The 20,390-nt window shown below is 64.6% G+C and carries 21 protein-coding genes; 7 read left to right on the top strand and 14 right to left on the bottom strand.

The features are described 5' to 3' along the window. Positions 1-201: 201 nt before the first annotated feature. The 3 genes from ABNF93_RS30530 to ABNF93_RS30520 form a co-directional block, all read right to left on the bottom strand. Positions 202-705, bottom strand: coding sequence for a hypothetical protein (locus ABNF93_RS30530; RefSeq protein ID WP_349331701.1), 504 nt, complete (start codon positions 703-705; stop codon positions 202-204). A gap of 207 nt (positions 706-912) precedes the next feature. Further along, positions 913-1,782 (bottom strand): MerR family transcriptional regulator, encoded by an 870-nt coding sequence (locus tag ABNF93_RS30525; protein WP_349331700.1) that lies wholly within the window; start codon positions 1,780-1,782, stop codon positions 913-915. Then, complete coding sequence (locus tag ABNF93_RS30520; protein ID WP_349331759.1) at positions 1,754-1,927, bottom strand: hypothetical protein; 174 nt, start codon at positions 1,925-1,927, stop codon at positions 1,754-1,756. The genes ABNF93_RS30525 and ABNF93_RS30520 overlap by 29 nt, the downstream gene beginning before the upstream one ends. 74 nt (positions 1,928-2,001) lie before the next feature. Between ABNF93_RS30520 and ABNF93_RS30515 the strand changes: the two genes are divergently transcribed. From ABNF93_RS30515 to ABNF93_RS30500, 4 genes are all read left to right on the top strand, one after another. Next, positions 2,002-2,892: a transglutaminase-like domain-containing protein gene (locus ABNF93_RS30515; RefSeq protein ID WP_349331699.1), complete on the top strand. Its 891-nt coding sequence runs from the start codon at positions 2,002-2,004 to the stop codon at positions 2,890-2,892. Between the two features lie 918 nt (positions 2,893-3,810). Then, the gene (locus ABNF93_RS30510; protein WP_349331698.1) at positions 3,811-4,554 is read left to right on the top strand and encodes a Stf0 family sulfotransferase; all 744 of its coding nucleotides are present in this window, start codon (positions 3,811-3,813) and stop codon (positions 4,552-4,554) included. A gap of 227 nt (positions 4,555-4,781) precedes the next feature. Continuing rightward, positions 4,782-5,348, top strand: coding sequence for a DinB family protein (locus tag ABNF93_RS30505; protein WP_349331697.1), 567 nt, complete (start codon positions 4,782-4,784; stop codon positions 5,346-5,348). Positions 5,349-5,457: 109 nt separating this feature from the next. Next, positions 5,458-6,186 carry a DinB family protein gene (locus tag ABNF93_RS30500; protein WP_349331696.1) on the top strand — a complete coding sequence of 243 codons (729 nt, stop codon included), beginning with the start codon at positions 5,458-5,460 and terminating at the stop codon, positions 6,184-6,186. Positions 6,187-6,409: 223 nt separating this feature from the next. Here the strand turns inward: ABNF93_RS30500 and ABNF93_RS30495 are convergent, their stop codons facing one another. Further along, positions 6,410-7,363: a cyclase family protein gene (locus tag ABNF93_RS30495; protein ID WP_349331695.1), complete on the bottom strand. Its 954-nt coding sequence runs from the start codon at positions 7,361-7,363 to the stop codon at positions 6,410-6,412. A 49-nt stretch (positions 7,364-7,412) separates the two neighbouring features. After that, positions 7,413-7,706, bottom strand: a complete 294-nt coding sequence (locus ABNF93_RS35100) for an HIT family protein (RefSeq protein WP_502877656.1) — start codon at positions 7,704-7,706, stop codon at positions 7,413-7,415. Between the two features lie 585 nt (positions 7,707-8,291). Between ABNF93_RS35100 and ABNF93_RS30490 the strand changes: the two genes are divergently transcribed. Further along, on the top strand, positions 8,292-8,831 hold the full coding sequence (locus ABNF93_RS30490) for a ribonuclease FAU-1 family protein (RefSeq protein ID WP_349331694.1): 540 nt from the start codon (positions 8,292-8,294) through the stop codon (positions 8,829-8,831). Between the two features lie 140 nt (positions 8,832-8,971). Here the strand turns inward: ABNF93_RS30490 and ABNF93_RS30485 are convergent, their stop codons facing one another. After that, positions 8,972-9,976, bottom strand: coding sequence for an aldo/keto reductase (locus ABNF93_RS30485; RefSeq protein ID WP_349331693.1), 1,005 nt, complete (start codon positions 9,974-9,976; stop codon positions 8,972-8,974). 632 nt (positions 9,977-10,608) lie between these two features. Here ABNF93_RS30485 and ABNF93_RS30480 point away from each other — a divergent pair. After that, positions 10,609-11,181 (top strand): GNAT family N-acetyltransferase, encoded by a 573-nt coding sequence (locus ABNF93_RS30480; RefSeq protein WP_349331692.1) that lies wholly within the window; start codon positions 10,609-10,611, stop codon positions 11,179-11,181. Positions 11,182-11,873: 692 nt separating this feature from the next. Here ABNF93_RS30480 and ABNF93_RS30475 read toward each other — a convergent pair. The 3 genes from ABNF93_RS30475 to ABNF93_RS30465 all read right to left on the bottom strand — a co-directional run bounded on the left by ABNF93_RS30475 (position 11,874) and on the right by ABNF93_RS30465 (position 15,638). Further along, positions 11,874-12,863, bottom strand: a complete 990-nt coding sequence (locus tag ABNF93_RS30475; RefSeq protein WP_349331757.1) for an alpha/beta hydrolase — start codon at positions 12,861-12,863, stop codon at positions 11,874-11,876. Positions 12,864-14,440: 1,577 nt separating this feature from the next. Beyond that, complete coding sequence (locus ABNF93_RS30470; RefSeq protein ID WP_349331691.1) at positions 14,441-15,253, bottom strand: type IIL restriction-modification enzyme MmeI; 813 nt, start codon at positions 15,251-15,253, stop codon at positions 14,441-14,443. A gap of 37 nt (positions 15,254-15,290) precedes the next feature. Next, the gene (locus ABNF93_RS30465; RefSeq protein ID WP_349331690.1) at positions 15,291-15,638 is read right to left on the bottom strand and encodes a DNA methyltransferase; all 348 of its coding nucleotides are present in this window, start codon (positions 15,636-15,638) and stop codon (positions 15,291-15,293) included. Positions 15,639-16,096: 458 nt separating this feature from the next. Here ABNF93_RS30465 and ABNF93_RS30460 point away from each other — a divergent pair, with 458 nt between their 5' ends. Next, positions 16,097-16,375 (top strand): hypothetical protein, encoded by a 279-nt coding sequence (locus ABNF93_RS30460; protein ID WP_349331689.1) that lies wholly within the window; start codon positions 16,097-16,099, stop codon positions 16,373-16,375. Between the two features lie 118 nt (positions 16,376-16,493). On the opposite strand, the gene ABNF93_RS30455 is transcribed toward ABNF93_RS30460, so the two are convergent. From ABNF93_RS30455 to ABNF93_RS30435, 5 genes are all read right to left on the bottom strand, one after another. Then, positions 16,494-17,543 carry an acyltransferase domain-containing protein gene (locus ABNF93_RS30455; RefSeq protein ID WP_349331688.1) on the bottom strand — a complete coding sequence of 350 codons (1,050 nt, stop codon included), beginning with the start codon at positions 17,541-17,543 and terminating at the stop codon, positions 16,494-16,496. Positions 17,544-17,717: 174 nt separating this feature from the next. Then, entirely contained in the window at positions 17,718-18,251 is a 534-nt protein-coding gene (locus ABNF93_RS30450) for a GNAT family N-acetyltransferase (RefSeq protein ID WP_349331687.1), read from the bottom strand. Positions 18,252-19,101: 850 nt separating this feature from the next. Beyond that, positions 19,102-19,560: an NUDIX hydrolase gene (locus ABNF93_RS30445; protein WP_349331686.1), complete on the bottom strand. Its 459-nt coding sequence runs from the start codon at positions 19,558-19,560 to the stop codon at positions 19,102-19,104. Between the two features lie 28 nt (positions 19,561-19,588). Then, a complete protein-coding gene (locus ABNF93_RS30440) occupies positions 19,589-20,056 on the bottom strand; it encodes an NUDIX domain-containing protein (protein WP_349331685.1) in 468 nt (155 codons plus the stop codon). Positions 20,057-20,208: 152 nt separating this feature from the next. Continuing rightward, positions 20,209-20,390, bottom strand: a 182-nt coding sequence (locus tag ABNF93_RS30435; protein WP_349331684.1) for a hypothetical protein, incomplete at its 5' end; no start/stop codon positions are given.

Raw genomic sequence — 20,390 nt, 5'->3', positions numbered from 1 at the left:
ACAGCGGCACGTCGTACCGGGCAATTAGTGTGGGGCTCCAATAGGCATGATCGGAAGCCCTTCGCCCTCGATAGGTGGCCCATTTGTCCCGCCCCTACGGCTCACGGGCGCCGGAGGACTCACCAGAGGTAGTAGACCGGACGAACTCCGCGGGCCGGAGGTCATCCTCAGGCGCCACCAGCTCATCGGCAGACGGCGCCGCTAATCCCTGGGTGGGGGATAGGCACCGTGCGGATGGCTGCGGAAGCGGGCGGCCTTCGCCGCATCCTTATCGGAAATGACCGCAAGATCAGGCCGCAAGATCGGGCCACCCTCATCGGACTCGGGAGGCTCGACCAGCCGAACGTTCACCGTGCGGCGGCCGCTTGCCAAGCGTCGCCGCCCGATGATCACCCCCACTGTCGCGATCAGCGTGAGGACACCTGCGCTGACGAATGCACTTCCGAGTACATAGGCGGCGGCGTGAGGCAACTCGACGCGGACGGCCACGGCCAGTATGGCGCCCGCCGCCATCAACAACAGGCCGATGCTCGTACCCACCTCCGGCCGGTCGACCTTTGTGATCACCGCCATGACGATGACGACAAGGCCGGCCAGCTGCAGTATCAAGCCGAGTGCGTCGTCGTTGACATGGGGCAGATCAACATCGGCGGCATACAGGATCGCACCCAAAACCAGCAGGACAACCCCGATACCGATGCGCATGGGCACCTCCTCGATCCATGCCCGGACCCGGCGAGCCTACCTTCGCCCTATCGTCGGCCAGTAGAACCTGATCACACGCCAGACACTACTGCCCGCGTCCGGTAACGATCATTCGCGATACACCTCGGCGGATAGGGATCCTGTAGCGGACATACGCTGGTCGCTAGCCGGTCGCCCAGCAGCCACCTTCCGTCGCGCCCGCCCGACCTACTCGATCGGGTAGGCGACGTCACACACCTGGTCGTGGAGATGGGCAGTGTTGATGTCCACGCCGGGGAGGTAGACCTCTCGGCCGGGTCCTGTGCGGGTCAGTCCGTGGTCGTTGATCCATCGCTGGACGGCTTCATAGGCGGACAGGATCAGTGGCAGGTCGAACTGCGCTTTGGTGATGGTTGTGTACGCCTCGCGGTGGGCGGGTTCGCGACGGGTCGCCGCATCGTCGTGGGCTGCGGGGGTGGAGTGGATCGGCACGCACACTTCGACGGGTCCGTCGCTGTTTTTGGTGACGGGTCCGTGGTAGACGATGAACAGCTCCGCGCTCGGCCCTCCGTAGGCCCACGCCGTGCTGGTCAGACGCTGCTTCACTTCGCTCGCCCAACCCTCCAGTTCCTCTCGCGGCACCCGGGAGCGCTCGGTGAGTACGAGTTGGTCTGCCACGTGGCGCACGTGAACCTGGTACCGCGGGAAGCGGCTTTTGCCTCCGAGGAGGCTGGTCCGGAGGAGGTTCACGAGCTCGCGCTGGCCCGCGATGCGCCGTTCGACGCCGTCCCAGTAGGTCTGGAGAATCTCCGCAGCACGCTCGCCCGGCGTGGACAGGATCTCTGCGATATCGGTGAGCGGCATGTCGAGCCAGCGCAACATCTCGATCAGCCGCGCCATGAACAGCTGGCTGGAGTGGTAGCGGCGGTACCCGTTGTTCGGGTCGACGTCGGCGGGCTTGAGCAGCCCACACCGGTCATACAGCCGTAACGCCTTCATCGACAATCCTGACCGGCGGGCAAACGCTCCGATGGCGAGCAGCTCGTCGCCACACCTATCAGCAGACCTGTCAGAGCCCCCACGCGCCCGTATACCCACCCGCCCATCTTCGCCGCGACCGCACGATCCCGTCCAACGCGTTGATCATCCCGGCACGGCCGGTCGGCGGGATCTGGCCCCCCGGCTCGGACCGGGCACCGGTCGTTGTCACCGAGAGCATGGCGATCGACCAGCGCGTACGCATCGACTCTTGACCTTGTCCCTGGGGCAAGGACGAGCTTTGGAGTCACCGCTTGCCATCACGGAACGGAGGCCACCGTGCTCACCACGGACCCAGCAACACTTGACTTCTACCGGAAACCGGGTGTGATGACCTCCCCCGGCCGCTACCAGGAGCTGTTCGACGGGCTGCCTAGCGACATCGGCGCCCTGGCCAAGGTCGGGCACGGCTTGCTCGTCCACGAACACATCGCCCCTGCCTACGGGATCACGCTGACCGATGAACAGCGCAGCCCGGTGCACATTCGACCCGTGGAGCGGCTGGTTGAGCGGCTGCTGACCGACGACGACAGCCTGCTTACCGTCCCACGTCCGCCCGAGAAGCGGCTCGCGGGCAACTGCCGGCACTTTACGGTGCTGATGATTACCATGTTGCGCCACCAGGGTGTGCCGGCGCGGGCGCGATGCGGGTTCGGCGGGTACTTCCCGACTGAGGCGTACGAAGATCATTGGGTGTGCGAGTACTGGCACGTCGCAGACGAGCGGTGGGTGCTAATCGACGCCCAGATCGATGAGCTGCAGCGCGGGGTCTTCTCCATCGACTTCGACGTCACCGACGTGCCACGCGACCGTTTCCTGACCGCGGGTGACGCGTGGGCGAAGTGCCGCGCTGGTGAGGCCGACCCGGGCAAGTTCGGTCTGTCTGGGCTGAGTGAGTTCGGCTCCTGGTGGATCGCGGGCAACCTCGTACGAGACGTCGCGGCCCTGAACAACCTGGAAATGCTGCCCTGGGACGTCTGGGGCGCCATGCCCGAACCGGATGAACAGATCCCGAGCGACTGGATCGCTCTGTACGACCGACTGGCCACACTGACCGGCGCGCCCGAGGCCGGGTTCGACGACCTCCGGCCGCTCTATCGAAGCGACGATCGGCTACGGGTCCCGCCGACCGTCCACAACGCCGTCCTGAACCGAAACGAGACGCTGTGAACAGCCCCGCGTGACCAGGGTGGCACCAAAGCTCCAAGATCGGCTGAACCGATCTTGCGCGTGGCTCGTGTTAGTGGGCGATATGCGCCAGATCTGTCAAATGTGGGGACCTCGACCTTGTTCCGAGCAGCCCAGGTGCGGACCTTCGCGCCTTGTGAGCGGACAGGTTGTCCAAGACGATGTAGATCGGCGCACCGTCCGGCGACTGGAGACTCACCGTCAGTCCCCGTGCCGTCAATGAACCCACTGCAACGTCTCCAGCCGCACAAGCCTCACGTCATGTTGACCCGCGCCCGTATTCGGATCCGGACCTTCCGGCCGGAGACGGCCAGCGAGAGCGTCTCGGTGCGGTACCGAGCGGCGGTAGGTCCCCGTGTCTAGCAGCATGCGTATGGGAACGTCGTCTGCGACCGCATCCAGGAGTACCTGGCGGGCGCGGGGACTCGACGGATCGGGTACGACCGGCAGTGGGAGTGTGAGCGCGGATGTCATCCGCGTGATGGTGCCAGCGGAGGCAGCTAGCTGTACCGATCAGGTGCACTGATGGCGTCCCGGAGACCTGCCACAGGGAGTAGCTGTCAAGGCGGTGGGGCCGGGGGCACACGAATATGGAACCCATGCTCACTTGTCCAGATCAGTCCATGCAGTCCTGGTTCAGCCGTAACAGCGCACGCCAAGGCGCCTCGTTGTCCAGGCAGTCCATATCCGTCGGTCCCGCTCTTGCACGCGGGTTGCACGCCGGCCTTCCCATTCCGGCGCCCTCCCGATAATCGATCGCATTCGGTGATCGGCCCATCTAGGCTGCCACCCCATGACCGTCCGAGTTGGAGAGGTCACGGCGGGGACGGCAGAGTGGACCGCGCTCGCCCTGACCTGCACCGACGTGAGGCAGGTCGACCTGTGAGCCGGCACACGACCATGCCCATCCGTTCGTGCCTCGTATGCGGGACACCGCGTAGCGGCAGCTCGATGCTGTGCGGTCTGCTCAAGTCCAGCGGCGTCGCCGGCCGGGCCGAGGAGTACTTCTGGCGCGGGGACGAGGCCTTCTGGGCAAAGCGTTGGGACGCTTCGGCCCCGGCGGAGTCACCATGGCCCGACTACCTGCGCGCCGCGTTGTCTGAGGGTACGACCACGAACGGGGTCTTCGCCGCCAAGGTGATGTGGGGATACTTCGACGACCTGCTCACCAACCTCGCCACCCTTCCCGCCAGCTCCGGGCTGGATGCCGCCCAGCTGCTGCGGCGTACCTTCCCCGACCTACGGTTCGTTCTCATCCGACGCGCCGACACGATCGCGCAGGCCGTCTCGTTGGCGCGGGCTCACCTGACCGGGGTGTGGTACAGGCCGCCCGGGTCGGAGCCTGGTCCCGAACCCGACTACGACTACGACCTGATCGACGGGCTCCTCCGCATGGTCGACGAGCACAACACCGCCTGGCTGCGATGGTTCGACGAGCACGAGATCGAGCCGTTCACGGTCACGTACGAGGATCTCGACGCCGACCCGGCTGGCGTTGCGAGGCAGGTACTCACGTTCCTGGACGTCGACCCATCGTCCGCACAGCCGATCACCGCACAGACCGAGCGCCAGGGCACCGCACTCAACACGACCTGGATAGCCCGGTATCTGGCCGAGCGTCGAAGCAGGCAGGCGACGGACTGATCCCAGACCGCTGTGGAATGCCCGCCTCACCTATCCGTAGAGGCAGGCGCCGTAGCTCCGTGGTTCCCGGTGCCTTGTCCTCATGTCCCAGATTCCCTGGTTCAAACAGGACACCACGCTGGCCGGTTCCCTTCAGTAGCGTCGCCGACCAGTTCGGAGCTACGCCGCGGCCGAGGCAGTTCCGGGCTGACCATTTCCGGGACACGGGATGAGACGGAGCGTTGGAGATGACCACGATCTGGGTTTCTGCAGTCGCGGCACAGTACCGGTTGAGCCTTGACGAAATGGAGATCGTCTTGCGCGGTTGTCCTGATGAGCTGTGGGAGGCGAGTATGTGGGAGGTAAGTGCCGACGGCGGGCCTGTGACGGATCCTGATGGGCGGCCGTTCGATGACCCAGCGGTCAGTGAGCGCAAGCTCCGGGCCCAGGGTGCCGTGTGGCGAACTGCCTACCACGCGCTCTTCTTCACCGACGCCGACTTGTCTGCCATGGAGACGGATTGGGCACCTCCTGCCCCGTTCTCTCCGCACGACGAAGACTGGTACGTCGTGCCGCCTACGTATTCTCGCGAACAGCTGCTCGGCTACGTCGACCACTGTCGGCGTCAGGCCGACAAGCTCTTTGCTGACCTGACCGATGATCAGGGAGCCGCACAACTGCCCATGTGGCACCGAGGCGCCGGGACGGACTCGCTGGCGCGCCAACTCGTCCTGGGCGTGTACCACCTCCCCCTGCACTCGGCTCAGGTGCGCACGTTCCTCAGAAGCCAGGGCGTCCGCTGCGCCGATGACTGAGCGACGGCCACAGTGTCGCTTGGCAGGGCAACCGCCACGGCGGCATTCGCGCATCGACGCGAAGAACAGGCCATAGTGGTGGTCAGTTTCGCTTCGTACAGTGCCACGTATGCCTGAGCACGCAATGTTCAAGAACGACCTACGCCGTTCGCGACTGGTCGAGGTGGACTTCTCCGAGTCGCGTATGCACAACATCTGGATGGAGAACGCCCGGATCACTGGTGCCGACTTCATCAACACCGAGATCTGGGGCAGCTGCGAGGGCCTCACGTGGGACGGCATTCCGATCGCCCCGCTGGTGGAGGCCGAGAAGCTGCGCAGGTTCCCGGAGCACGCCAAGATGAAGCCGACAACGCCCGAGGGCTTCCGCGAAGCGTGGTCGATCCTCGAAGGCTTGTGGGCGGCCACGGTCGATCGGGCGCAGCGGCTACCGGAGCCGATGGTGCACGAGCGAGTGGACGGCGAGTGGTCCTTCGTGGAAACCCTGCGCCACCTCGTGGGCGTGACCGATGGTTCCGTCTTTCGCTGGGTCACCGGCGCCCAAGACTATTCGTGGGGGCCCCCGGTTCGGGGGTGGGGTGACGTCAGCCCGGACCCTGACGACCCGACCCTTGAGGAAGTGCTCGTAGTGCGGCGGGACCGGATGGCACGAGTGCGGGAGATCGTCGATGCGCTCACCGAAACCGAACTCGACCGGATCTGCGACGAAACGACCGATCCCGTGCGGCACTACCTGGAGATCGTCGTCGCCGAAGAGTGGGCGCACCACCAATATGCCTGCCGCGACCTCGACGTACTGCAGCAGCACAGGTCCACCGAGCCCAGCAGTGGAGCGTGACTCGCCGTACGACACCCCCAGCTGGCGGATGGCCTCTGCCACGAAGATGCAAATGGCGGCCGCCGCCCGGCTCCGCCGCGTGAGTATAAGGCTGCAGCGGCCTGGAGTACCCCTCGTTGCCCGCTGGGGCAGCCTGATCCGGGGGACGCCGGTGAGGCTCTCCGCGAGGTACTGCCCGTGGCAGCACTCGGTCGGTACCGGCTCTGAGGAGCTGGTGAACGCGTCAGAACGTAGCGATCGGGTTGACCGGGCTGCCGGACGTACCGGCGAAGCGGATCGGCGCAACTGCGAGGTGGAAGTCCCACTGGCCGAGCTCGGCGGCCGTCGTCGCGCACCCCTCCAGGTCGCAGTTGTCGAGCAGCCACAGACCCATCGCGACGAGGCCAACGGCGTGCACCGGCATCAACACGTCCTCGTACCCCGACGGCTGAACGTCCTGAGGGGTGTCGGCGCCGATCAGCGCAACCTCCCGCTCGTACAGCCACGGCAGGCAGGACGCGTGCCAGCCGGCCTGGGTGAAGCCTGGCGTCGCACCGGCCTCGTGTCGGGCGCGGCCGCCGCCGGTCCGCAGGAACACCGCATCGCCGGACCGCACCCGAACCCCTTGGCGACGCTCGGCCTCCTCGAGGTCGTCGGGAAACACACCCTCCCCCGGTTCCAACCACGGCACATCGCGGACCCTCGCGACGTCCAGCAGGACACCACGCGTGATGATCCCGTTCGCCGCCGCCGTGACGGCTGCCCAGGCCGATCCCGTTGCGGCGTCGACCAGCGAGTGCGACCGCCCGTTGTACATGGTGCCGTCCCAGAAGATGTGGCACGGCGAGTCGACGTGGGTGATGGTGTTGCCGTGGTACGCGATGCCGAGCTGCTCGTTGGAGAAGCCCCACCGTCGGTCGGCGTGGAACCGCTCCGGCATGCCCTCGGCTCCCGGCATGTCGACGGCGTACGGGCACGTCGTCGTCGACCGCTCCATCTCATCTGGCACGGCAACCTCCCATGCGCACGACACGCTCCTGCCGTGGCGCACGGCCCGCGCCGCCGCCAGCCGAACGTCGTCGGTGATGTGGTTCAGCGTGCCACGCTCGTCGTCGTCGCCCCACCGCCCCCAGTTCGACAGGGTGTTGAAGTACCCCAGCACGTCGTCCCCTGTGGGCATCGGCCGCCTTGTCGTCATCCCTGCATCGACTCCTCCGGTCATGCGGTTCGAGGGCACCGCAGGCAGGTTATCCGCCCTCTACTACTGTGGCTGCTTGATCACGCCGGACGGCTAGCGGAATCTCTCGCCGTCCTGCGGGGAAGTCCTCGTAGAAGCTGTCGTTTGACGACCGTGGAATCACGTGAAAGTGCATGTGGAACACGTCCTGCCCGCCAGCGGTTTCGTTGTGCTGGTGACCTGTGACTCCTTCGGCGTCGAAGGCTGAGCGGACCGCGCGTGCAACGACTGCAACGGCGCCGAGAATGCCGGCGTACATCTGACTCGGGAGCCGGTAGAGGTCGGCGATGTGCTCGCGTGGGATACCAACTGATGTCCGCGGTTGCGATCGCGTTGGTAGAGGTTAGAGAACGCCACCGCTACAGATGATTGGTAGGAGAGAAGCTCAGGATCGCCATCAGTCGCAGCAAGGGCACAGAATGGACAGTCGTCCGCCATGACCTCCCAGAATCGTCCCATGGGTCCGATTCTCCAGCCTCACCGCGCTTGGTCCAACCTGTGACGGCTGTCCGTAAGCACGTCAGCTTGGAAGATGTACGCTCACTCTCAGCGCGCTAGCCGTGGATTAGTGACGGCTATTGGCGGCCGTTCGAGGGCAGGTCCGGGCCACACCGCTTGGAACGTGCAGGAACATGGCCGGGAGCGAGATCACTCCGGGTGTGAGCAGGCGCCCCAGTGGTGGTCTCGTCTGCCCTGAGCCGGACCCGTGGATGGCGCGGCGTCCGACGTGACGTTGGTTAGATTGCCCTCCATGAGATTCCGACCTGGGCAGACCGTCGTTCGCCGTTGCCTACATCCCGACGGTCGATTGGCGACCGTTCAATGTGCAAGGGTGGTCGCCGATGACGAGCGGGGCCTGCTGATCTGGATCGCTAAGGATTCCACGGTGATGCGGCGCGTCACCGAGAACAGCGAGCCGACCAGGCACCTGCCCTACGCGCAGGAACTGCAGACGCCGACGACTCTGCAACCTACGCTGTATTCCCGGTTCGGAACGCTCATCTTGACCCCGCCCGACAGCGACCACTCCGTGTGGTGGGGGTTCGACGCACCTGGGGATCACATTGGCTGGTACATCAACCTTGAGTCTCCAGGGTCGCGCTGGGCCGGAGGCATCGATCTGTTCGACCTTGCGCTCGACGTCCTCGTCAAACCGAATGGTCAGTGGGAGTGGAAAGACGAAGACGAGCTCGCGGCACAGACCGGCGATCCGATGTTCTGGACCGAGCAGGAGGCGCGCACCATCAGGGCTCGCGCTGAAGCAGTTACCCGCGCGATCGAGCGCAAGGCCTTTCCCTTCGACGGCACGTGGTGCGACTTCGTGGCCCATCCTGACTGGGAGCCCACAGCGTTGCCCGCCTGGTGGGACCTACCAACCACGGTGACACCACGCTTCAGCTGGCCGAGAGACGCGTTCACCGCGACCTGACCATGAGCGACTGCCCTGCCCCACTGAGCGGTGAAGCTTCCAGGGAGACACTCATCATCGGACCAGGAGTTCACTCCAGGTCCGAGGTCCAGAAGGTAGCCGACCGCACCTACTGGCCGCAGCGCTCACCTGTCGCGGCTTCATGGCAGGGTCTGAGCCCATGCGAGCACATCGTGCGGATACGGAAGGCTGCGTACGCTCACATCGTTCAGCCGACGCATCTGGTCATCGGTGAGCGACCAACCGACCGCTCCGACGTTGTCCTCGTAGTGCTCCATTGTGCGTGCCCCGATGATGGGTGCGGTCACTCCGGGTCGCTGCGAAAGCCAGCGCAGCGATACCTGCGCGGCAGACCGTCCGGCTTCCTCGGCGATCTCTCTCACGACATCGAGCACCCGCCAGGTGTGCTCGGTTGCATACCTCGTCCAGGCAGGATCGCCGATGGCGTTCAGCCGCTCGACCCGCGTTCCGCTGATCGGTTCCGTCATGCCACGGTGGTACTTCCCGGTCAGGAGCCCCATCCGCAGTGGGCTCCACGCGATGAGTCCCAGCCCTTCGGTCAGGCAGACGGGGACGAGCTCCCATTCGGCGTCGCGGTCGAGCAGGTTGTAGAGCGGCTGCAGGCACACATACGGCTCCCACCCGTGCTGGCGGGCAAGGTCGATCGACTTCTGCAGCTGCCAGCCTGCGTAGGTGCTCGCTCCGACGAATCGAACCTTGCCGCTCGTGACGAGCCTGTCCAACGTGGAAAGGGTTTCCTCGAGCGGGGTGTTCTCGTCGAAGACGTGGGTCTGGTAGAGGTCGATGTAGTCGGTACCCAGCCGGCGAAGGCTCGACTCGACCGCGGTCATGATGTGCTTGCGCCCGCCACCGCGGTCGTTGTGCCCGGGCCCGACCCGGTGGAACACCTTCGTCGCGATGACGAGATCGTCGCGTTGCCTGTTCTTCAGCCAGCGACCGAGGATTTCCTCGGACGCACCGGCCGAGTATCCGTTGGCGGTGTCGACGAAAGTCCCGCCGGCGTCGACAAAGGCGTCGAGCATCTGGTGCGCGGTCTGCTCATCAGTCTCATTTCCGAACGTCATGGTGCCCATGCACAGCTCGGAAACCTTCAGTCCAGTTCGGCCGAGAGATCGTTGCTCCATGACCTCGAACTTAGGGCCGCCACGTCGATACGTCCAATGCAATGTGTTGGCCGTATCGATACGCGTGCGACATCATTTGCCGGCTTGGGACTTCGTCGACTTCGTTCGTTCGTCGCCGTCGCCCACGACCAGGCGCTCAGCGACCGGACGCCACGTGACGCCAACCTTCGGTAGAGCTAGAACGGTTGACCCGGAACAACTTGACGCAGGGGAGGTTCCTTCACCGATGGCGACCTCGATGACGATCCGCCTGCACCGGCCCGGTGCTGCTATGCGGGGGAATTCTCGGCGGTGGTGGCAAGGAATCGAGCGAGGGTGGCTGAGGTGTTGTTCGTCGACCAGGCGAGCGCGGTCTGCCAGCAGAACCAGACCCGAAATCTCACCTCAGCCAGGGCGGCGCCCTTGATCTACATAGAGCGATGATCGGCAGCAGGGACGCGAGCTGACTGTGCTCCTTCGGGTGATGTGCGACAGATGCCCGCCACCTGATGTGCGACGCCTGGACGTGGCGAACGGATCTGCCGATGAGTGAGCACGTCGTCCTGCCCGCCCGCCGAGAAAACCCGTTGCGAGTGGCCGGCATCGGATGTCTGGTTGATCGGCCACCGATCTCGGGAAGGGACCATGAGGCCATGTCGCTGCCAACCCCCACGCTGCACACCGCTCGCCTTCGACTGCGACCCTTCGACGACGCGGATGCGAACGACCTCTTCGCGCTGCACAGCAACGCCTACGTGCTGCGCTACTGGGATGCGCCGCCGTGGAGCGAACGCGTGCGCGCCGAGCGGTTCATCACGGCCTGCCGGCAGATGGCTGACGAAGGCACCGGGGCGCGGCTGGCCGTGAATCGTGTCTCCGACGGGGCGTTCATAGGCTGGTGCAGCCTGAACCGGTGGAATCCGGACTACCGCAGCGCATCGCTGGGCTACTGCTTCGACGATGCAGCGTGGGGCCACGGCTACGCGACGGAGGCAGCACGCGTCTTGCTGCGATGGGCATTCGACACGCTGGACCTCAATCGCGTCCAGGCTGAGACCGATACGCGCAACGTGGGATCCGCCCGCGTGCTGGAGAAGCTCGGCTTCGTGCGTGAAGGGACGTTGCGGGAAGACTGCATCGTGAACGGCGAGGTCTCTGACTCGTGGGTCTACGGGCTGATCAGGCGAGAGTGGCGGCCCTCGTCCGAGCCGGTTCCCACCCCCTGAGTCCTCACGCCCTCGCGAGACGTCGCCCGACACCAAGGTGCGTCACCTCGCCGAGCCGAGGGACCGGCGCGCCAGACACCCTCATGCCACAGTAAGTGCATCCAGGCGTCGCACATCAGATGGCGGACACCTGTCGCACATCACCCGACAGAGCACAAGACACGAGCCGACCGCACCAACGGGTTACCAATCTGGTTACCAACGACGTGAAAACGCCGTTGTCACACAACCATGAGGCGCCTTGGGTACGGATCTGGGTACCCGATGTGCCGATGTCGAAGGCCCTGATAGCTGTATCTCCCAGGACGCCGGACACAACGTGAAGGCGCACAGCGAGCGGATCGGACACACGGATGTGGTGGTGACAGCGGAGATCTACACCCACAAGTCAACGGGTACGGACCGGACATGGCACAGGCGATGGGCAGCTGATCGAGCGCACGTCCCGGGGCGAGTGGCCTCCAGGAACGGCCGTGGGTGGATCGGGATCCTGATCGCACTAATTCGAGTGAAGATTCGCTGACCAACCGGTGCTGGGCGACGCCCGACCGTCGCGCTAGCAGCACCAGCGGCCTGGGGCTTTTGCGCCCATACCTTGAACAGGGACTGCCACCTCTTACGTTGCTGGTCCTGGCTCCAAGCTCGTCGTTTAACCTCCAGCGTCCAGACTGGCGGGAGGTTAAGAGACAAGCTTAGGTGATCCCACACCCGTCCCCGCAATATGCTTTTCCCGGTCGCACCTTCAGGCCGCGTCGAAGTGCATGTGCTGCTTGGAGCATCGCGATCTTTGCTTCTGGGTCAATCATGAAGAAGGTGGCGAATCCGTGCATGAGGGTGGGGTGTCGCTGGTGCTCGACATCGACGCCAAACCGGCGTAGAAGGTCGACGTATGCCTCGCCCTCATCGCGCATCGGGTCGAACCCTGGGCTTGCCACGTAGGTCGGTGGCAGGCCGCGTAGAGCGGTCTCTTGCAGTATCGATACGCGCGGATCATCGTACAGCGAGGGATCGGGTAGATACTGATCCCGACACAAGCCCAGGATTTCGTTGTCTAGGACGAATGGGAAGAGGTCCTGTGAGCGGAAACCAAGTCCGACGATATCGGTGGGCGGGTACAGGAGGAGACCAAATACGGGCGGCGGGACGGCATTCTTGACAGCTGAATGCGATACGACAGCAGCGAGGCACGCGCCCGCACTGTCACCGCCCACCGCGACGGCATGCGCCGTTACGCCAAATTGGCTGGAATTCTCGACAATCTGATGGAACGCGGAAACCGCGTCTTCCACCGCGGCAGGGAACGGATGCTCTGGGGCCAGTCTATAGTTGACCGATAAGATCCGAACGTCCGCATGCGTCGCCAGGAATCGACAAACTGCGTCGTGAGTTTCGATGCTCCCCATCACGAACCCGCCGCCATGGAAATAGACAAGCGCAGGCCCGGGTCCGTTCACCCGCGCTGGCTGATATATGCGCACTCGAATTCGTCCACCGGGGCCAGGGATAGCTACATCATTTGTTCGTATGCCTGGGTGAATGCCTTTCGCCAAGGAGATAAGTCCGAGGTCGGAGTCGCGACGGATATCGGCAATGCTCGGGATCTCAGATTGACAACGCTTTGCCAGCGCGCCTATTTTGACCAGCAGCTGAGAATGTACACTGAGTATATGGTTGTCGACCATCACCGGTGGGCCCGCGAGTACGCGCAAGATGGAGCTCGGCAGTCGAGCTAATGTCCTAATTACCGAAGCGGCAACTGTTAGAAGCAATCTCCTCACAGCCACTGAGATCCCTCGCAAAACGAATGCAGATACTCCGCAGTCCCGTACAGGTGTATAAACATGATCAGGAGCGACCGAGGGTTTGCTTCCCCACTGACCAAGCGTTCCGGGACCAGTACCGCATCCGACCCACCCATGTCTAGCTCGGGTCCAAGAACGAGGGCCATTAGAAGCACGGCCAAACTATTTACGGCGCTGTCAACCACAAGTATGCAAGGACGACCTTGACGCCGAATGGCAATGGGTGGCGAGTCACCAAACTCAGACACAACCTGTTTTCCTTCCCGATACCTCCGTACGCGCGCCCGCGACAGGTCAACCATGGCTGCACCGCCTGTACTTCACCTTTATCCGAGCTTTGGTCCGATCGGCGCGCGGCGTAACTGTCCCAATATTCGGTCCAGGCTGCACTTGCCTCAGGATGCTCCGCTCAGTCCGTGCTCGTTGCCGGCGGCGCGCACGTGCTATCTGCGCGTGCCATGTGCCCCGCCACCAAGGGGGCATCCACGGATGCCTACGGAGCGTCCTCCTGAGCGGCAGCCGTCCAGTCCAGCGTTGTCAGCCTCAGGTTCCCCAGCGACGGCCTCTCTGCCACATACGTCCACACGTGGCGGCCATGCCTTCGGTGATCAGCGGTCAACCGCGGCGACTGGCCTCCAGGAGCGGCCGTGGGTACGGATCGGGGTACTGATCGCATCGATTCGAGTGAAGGTCTGCCTGACGAACCACTGCCGGACGCCGCCTGAGTATCGGGATAGCAGCACCGGCGCCACCACAAACCGCACGTCAAACCTCACATGGCAACGCGAAGGCCCGGACCGTCTGGTCCGGGCCTTCGGTGGTAGCGGGGGCGGGATTCGAACCCGCGACCTCTGGGTTATGAGCAGCCTCCCCTACGTCTCAGCAGTTGCCGAGGATGCCACTGGCTGACCAGCGCCAACGCTGCGATCGTGAGCCGATCCGTCTCACCCGATCGCAACCGTTGCAACCTGTCTTGGTCACAAGCTTGGTCACCACAGCCGGCCCGCTACGTGGAAGCTCGAATCGAGAGCCTGCCGGCTAGCCGCTAGTCGCAGCCAACCTGGGTGAGAGGATTTACAGTCCCTCCACGGAAGCGGCGCGACCTGGGACGATACGGCCTCAGCTGCTGGGATGGGAACGCAGTGGGAATGATCATGGTCGGAGGGACCCGCGAAACACCTTCGAGAGTTTGGCGGGCGAGGGCTGCTGGGAGGATGTCCGGACTCGAACCCACATGGTCGAGGGGGCTATCCCGCCTAGCGGCATTCAAGACCGGCAAGAATTGTGAGTCTGACCTGCGGCTTCATCCGGGAGCTGGCCGCTGACGGAGCGCATGCCACGCGACTAACAGGCAGAACAGTGGCAGCGGGTCACCGCGCCCGCACCCGCGCTTGACACCGGCGAGGCTTCAGTGAAGCCGTTGGCGCTCCGCGCCGCGTCTGGTCCTCAGCCAGTGGTCAGTGGTGAAGTGCTTCCTGACCAGTCAGCGTGCCGTACGTGCGCAACAGAACGCGCTGTCGAGCCGCCTCAGTTTCGAGAGCGCCGCGTCCGTAGAGCGCGCCCACGGCCCGGTCAACCTCAGCGTGCGCAGCGACCAGGCCCGGCGGCATTGAGAGAGGCTCATAGAGCTCCGCCAGCGACAAGTTCGGGTGCTCGGCGCGAGCATCGATGACCTGAGAGGCCGCTGCAACGATCGAGGCTCGCTGTCGCGGCTTAAGGTCCGGCAGCGGAAAGTTGTTGTATGTGTAGGTATTCGAAAAGCGAAGGTCGGACTTGATGCGGCCGCCGATCGCTCGCATCCAAGCGATGAACATCGAGGACGACAACACACCGAGGATGAAGCCATCAGGATCTGGTGCAAGAAAGTTGGCGTTGCCACAGATGACATCCGTGCCGAACCTAGCGGCGGTAAGGAATCGACGATTCTCTCCGACGTGCGCTGGGATAGCCAGGTAGCTGCTCGCAGGGTGGCGGCGTTCGTCGAATAGGTGCGGCGTGGCGGCCTTTGCTCGCGTGGCGGCCTTGCTGCTATCTTCACGCATTTCCTTGACAGACTGTACCCTCTGCCGTAGGACCGGGCTCCTGGCGATATCGGAGGCGGGCGCATGCACAAGCCAGAGGCACCATCTCGGAAGGTCATGCAGCAGTTCCCGAGCCCCGACAAACCGCCGCAGGTACCTCGCCGCTATCGGATCGGCAGATACGTCACCGTAGTCGGACTCGTCGACAAGGAGATTGCCACTGTCGGTCGGCTTGTTGCCGTAGATCACCGGGGGGAGGGCACGGCTGAGTGGAGCGCTCCGGCTACTAACAACGCCAGAGGTGTTCGACCGGTTCACCTTGGCAGATCGAGTTCGTGGAGACAAACGCCCACCGGCCGCGGCTCTCGCCGAAGTAGTCGATCGACTTGGCGTACCAGCAGGTTACGTAGCCGAGATACCCGTTGTATCGCTTACCCCAGATGGCCTTTGCGTCGCGGGTCTGCTCCGGTGTCTTGGTGTACTGCCCGATGAACGGCGGGTTTCCAAGGATGATCACGTCGTCGCTTGGTGGAAGAAGATCCGCCCAGTCGACGTGTAGAGCGTTTCCGTGTCGGATCGTCGGGGCAACCGTGATGGGCAGGCGGTCGGGCGCCATGCCGAACTCGTCCTCCATGCGCTGATCTGTCGGTCATCTCGCCCGCGTTGGCTCTCGCGGCCGGCGTCCTCGCCCTGGTCGTCATCGGCGTCGACGTCGCACAGATCGTGGCAGGGCGGGTCCCTTCGACCGGCCCGGCCCGCGGAACCTGGGCGGCTGCCCGGAGGAACTGCGTGGCCGGGTCGGTGGCGGCATCGTGCTCGGTCTCTTTGGCCAGCTGCAGGAGTTGGTCGTCGACGGTGATCTCGGACATGTACGAGGGAGGCTTGCCTGGGATCGGCTGACGGGGCCGGAATGCCGCCCGTCGAGCTCGTCGAGGTCCCGTCGGCGTTTTAGGAGGTCCAGCTCAAGGGCGCGCAGCTCGCGATATGCGATGATCAGAAAGGGGAAGCGATCGTTGCTCGCCACATCGAGGAATCGGCCAAGCTGCTCCTCATTCCACGTGGCTGGCCTCCGCCTGCGAAGCCTACTGTCGGGTGGACGTGGCCCTCATCCTCGGGCCCGCGGCCGCCGATCAACTGACCCACCACTACGCCGCCATCGCTGGTGCGGAACCGGCCGACCTCCCGGTCCTCGACCTCGTCTGGGGGCTCGATGCCCTCCGCAAACAGGTACGGATGCTCAGGGGCTACCGGCAGCAGGGACTCATCAACAACCCACAGCAGTTCACCGCCCGGGCGACCGACTTCCTGCACCACGCGCTCGCCGAGCTGGGAGTTCCTGACCGGTCGTTCGCTTCGACACTGCTCCCATAACACTGGTCGCATTCGCACCCCGCGACCTCAGCTCGCCTCGACCAAGAATCCGGCTTTGCCGCGGCTCTGACACCGCCGACCGGATCCACCGCGGCGGACCGATATCCGTGAGTGACGGCTAAAGCGTCAGCCAGCCGCTGCCGGCGCGCCAGTGGCGGCCGGCCTTGATGTGGCCGATGATGGCGCGTTCGAGCGTGGTGCGGCGAGGCAACTGGTCGAGGTCGGAGGCGTCCGGGCCGAACACGAATCGCAGGATGGAGTGGTCGTTTGCTGGGAAGGTCCGGATGGTGAAACGTCGCTGGAATTGCACGATGTTGGAGTCGGCTGGAAGGTACTCGCCGAGTTGGGAGTCGAGCAGCCACGACCCGCACACGCCGATGCGGTAGCGCTCGCCTGGATAGTGCCGTGCGAAGAAGTCGCGGGCTGCGGCGAATGAGTCGTCACACGCCTGCGGCGAGAGTGGTCCGCAGTATTCGGGGATGTGCACGGATAGGCATGGGTCACCGGGGTGGTCCGGCAGGCCGGCCCTGGCGATCGACGGTCCGAGCCGTTTGTTGAGTGTGGCCCGTTCGAACTGGAGTCGTCCCAACTGGTAGAGCGTTCCGGTGGACTGGTGGACCAGCCAGTTCGGGTCGCGTAGCCCACCGGTGCCGTGGAAACGGCGGTGCCGGGCAACCTGCCGGCCCAGGTCCGTCAGAGTCAGCCAGGACACGTGCTCGGGGATACCTCGTTGTCGGTGAAGCTTCCGTAGCTGCGGCAGGATCGCAAGAAACACGATCACGTAGAAGTAGCGGCGCACAGGCTTACTCTGGTTGGGGAAGGTCGGCAACCGAGGGCCGGTCGAGGGGTCGTCCATGCAATGAGCCAGCAAGTAGACACAGCGCTCAAGCAACCATCGCAGCGGTCCTGGCTGTCGCAGTACTGGAAGGCACGCGACGATGGCATCGATGTCCTCATGGGGAACGGCAAGCCGAAGCAGGTCGGACACCGCGTCGTCAGGCTCCGGCAGGACGACGCTGAAGTCCGGGGATCCGGTCGAGGCCAGCTGCGCCAGCCCGGCAATGGTCTCGTCGTCAGTTGTCAGCAGCTTCGAGACCGCCCCTTTCGACACGCCAGCAGCACGCGCGACATCATCGATCGTCAGTCGGCACCACCCGGTCGCTCCCACGTTCCACCTCCGGTTGGTAACTCAGCTCAGTTCAAGGTACGGCGGCGTGCATTGACGCAAGAGCCTCGCCGCGAGTTGAGTCTTGGGGGCACCCCGGGTCGCGACCTGCTCGTCTGCGCTCGGGCGCTCGTTGTCCAGGTGCTCATCGTCACTCGCAGGTGCAGGTCGTTGGGATCACGGTGGGGTCAGGAATTGTCGTCGAGCCATGGCGTACATCACCGACTCGTCGCCCTCGCCGAAGGACTCGACGCACTCGGCTCCGATCGCCTGGAGCAGCTGGCGAGATGGGGCGTTGTCGGCCCGGGTGTTTGCCACGATGACGTCCGCATCCGGAAGTCGCTCGAAGGCCCAAGCGAGGAGTGCGAGAATCGCCTCCTGCGCATATCCACGCCGCCAGTGCTCTGGGAGGAGGCCGTAGGACACCTCCAGGTGTCCGCTGCGGTGGTCCCGACCGATGCCGAGGAGGCCGATCGGCTCGAGGGTTGCCCGAAGGGTCACGCAGTACTTGCCAGGCTTACCTACGAAGTCGCCGTTGCGATGCCGAACGACCTCCGACGAGAGCGGTCCACCCATGTACCGGCGAACATCTGGGTCAGTCCAGATCCGAGTGAGCATCGGGTCGTCGTCTGGCTGGACAGCGCGAAGGACAAGCCGGGCCGTTGGCAGTGGCACTGTCAGAGCAGGACGGGAAGGCACGCTGTCAGCCATAGGACAGTCTCTCATCGCCTGCCCAGCAAAGGACCCTCGCAAGCTCCCGCTGCGCTGAGCGTGGATCATCGCGGCGTCGGAGTCAGCTCGACGTGACCGCCATTGACCGCTGCGGACCATGATCGGCCTGGCTTGGGGCACGCGGAGGGCACGGAGACTGTCAGCTTGGGAAACGTACTTCTGCGGCGCTCATAGCCCGATCTCCGGCGTGGGCAAGCGGCTGGAGCGGCCTGGAGTACCCCTTGTTGTCCTCGGTTAATGGCCCGCTAATGGCCCAGTTAACCTGTCGGCCTTCGGTCGAACGGCGCTGTCGGTCAGCGGTTGCACGCGTTCGGGGAGGAGGGCCGAGCGGTAGCTTGGTGCTTCATGAAGTCGTTGAGCAGAGAGATTGGGCCAAGGTGACCGCCGAGAGCATTCCGCGCAACACGGACGCGTGATTGTTGTCGACGACCGCGAGCAGGTTCTCCTGTTCGGCATGCTGGACCCAGAGAGAGCTGGATCGCATCGACAGTGGATTACTCCGGGTGGTCGTACCGAGAGGGACAAAACCCCACGTGGTTGCCGCGCGGTCCGTGAGCTGCGGAGGAGACAGGACCCTGATCTTGCCCATCGGCCTGGGCGAGCTGACGTCAGCCATTCTCGCAACGGACATCCGAAAGGAGCCGGCGCGGCTTCCCGGCTCGTCGAGCTGAGCACCACGAGCGTGTGCGCAGTCACGTGGCACGGCCGCCAGCCCTCGGCCGACCTGCCGGAAGGATCGTACATACGGGCCGGCAGCGGTGCGGCGACCAAGGCAACCTCTGGCGAGATGCGGACGACGCAAGGCGGACCCTTCGTGTTCGATCCGGTGCTATCGCTGGGTTTTCGCCCATTGCGCCGCGGCCGCGACCAACTCGGGCAGTTCGGTCGGGGTGGCAAGCGCGGCTACATCGCCGACGGGCACCCACCGGGCGCCGGCGACTTCCTCCGGCTGCGCGGCCAGCTCTCCGCCGGAGGCGCGGCACACGTACACGAAGTCGATGTGCCGGTGCGCGCCGACCTTGGAGTCGGTCACGTCCATCTCAATGACCGCCCACGGGGCAGCATGGCCATCCACGGCGGCGTGGGTAAATGCGGGCTCGCCGAGCACGACCGCCTGCACGGCGGTTTCCTCCAAGACCTCGCGCACCGCGGCCTCTGCCGGGGTCTCGTTCGGGTCGACGTGTCCTCCAGGGTAGAGCCATTTACCCAGCTTGTTGTGGTGCACGAGCAGCACCCGGTCGGTGTCGTCGAGGACGACGGCGGACGCGGTGAAGTGCCGGATCGTCATGGGAATGGCCCTTTCGGCGAAGGCGCGGCTAACTCGGTGCTAGCCATGCCGACATTGAGTACGGGTTGTCCAGAGACTGGCTGATTGGTGCGCGGGCGTCCAGTGCACGTTCGGCCATCCAGTGGCACCAGCGGTCGACAGGAAGTTGGTTCATCTCCTCGAGTGAGACGTACGCCGCTGCGTCTGTCTCGTCTCCGTCTGGCCGTGGTTCCCCGTCAGACGTTGGGTGAGCGGCGAACACGAACGCCAGACCGCCGTTGGCTCCCGGAAGGGCCTGGACGCCGAGCAGCCCGTCGACCGTCACACGAATGCCCGCCTCTTCCAGGCACTCGCGTTCGGCGGCGGCATCAGGTAGTTCGCCGCTGTCGACGAACCCCCATGGGATCCCCCATCGACCCGCATGACGTCCTCGTGCCTCGCGAACGAGAAGGTAGCGACCACTCTGCACCACCACTGCTCCAGCGCAGACGACGTGGCGAGGCGGAAAGTCATCCATCGCGTCACAATATTCCCCGGGCGTACGCCATGGCAGGGCAGACAGGGCGCAGGTGGGGAGTCCGCTTCGCTATCTGGCCTGGTCAGGCTGGGTGGTCTGGGACGGGATCGAACCGCACCTTCGCTTTTCAGTCCCTGGAAACCCGTGCCTGATCATGGTGAAGTGGCTGCCACATCCGAGCGGCGCATTACGAGTGGGTTCTCGGGATCTGTCTCAAATTTCGTGAGGTGGTGGGCTCGGTTTGGTGCGCGTGGAGCGACCTCGACGATTTCTTGTAATAACCAAATCTTGACTATGTCGGCGCGTGTCGTTCGGAATAAATGAAGCCCTTCTT

The sequence above is a fragment of the Actinopolymorpha sp. B9G3 genome (genome assembly GCF_040120725.1).
Lineage (GTDB): Bacteria > Actinomycetota > Actinomycetes > Propionibacteriales > Actinopolymorphaceae > Thermasporomyces.
The sequence above is the reverse complement of the archived record's forward strand: the minus strand, read 5'-3'. Positions and strand labels throughout refer to the sequence as shown.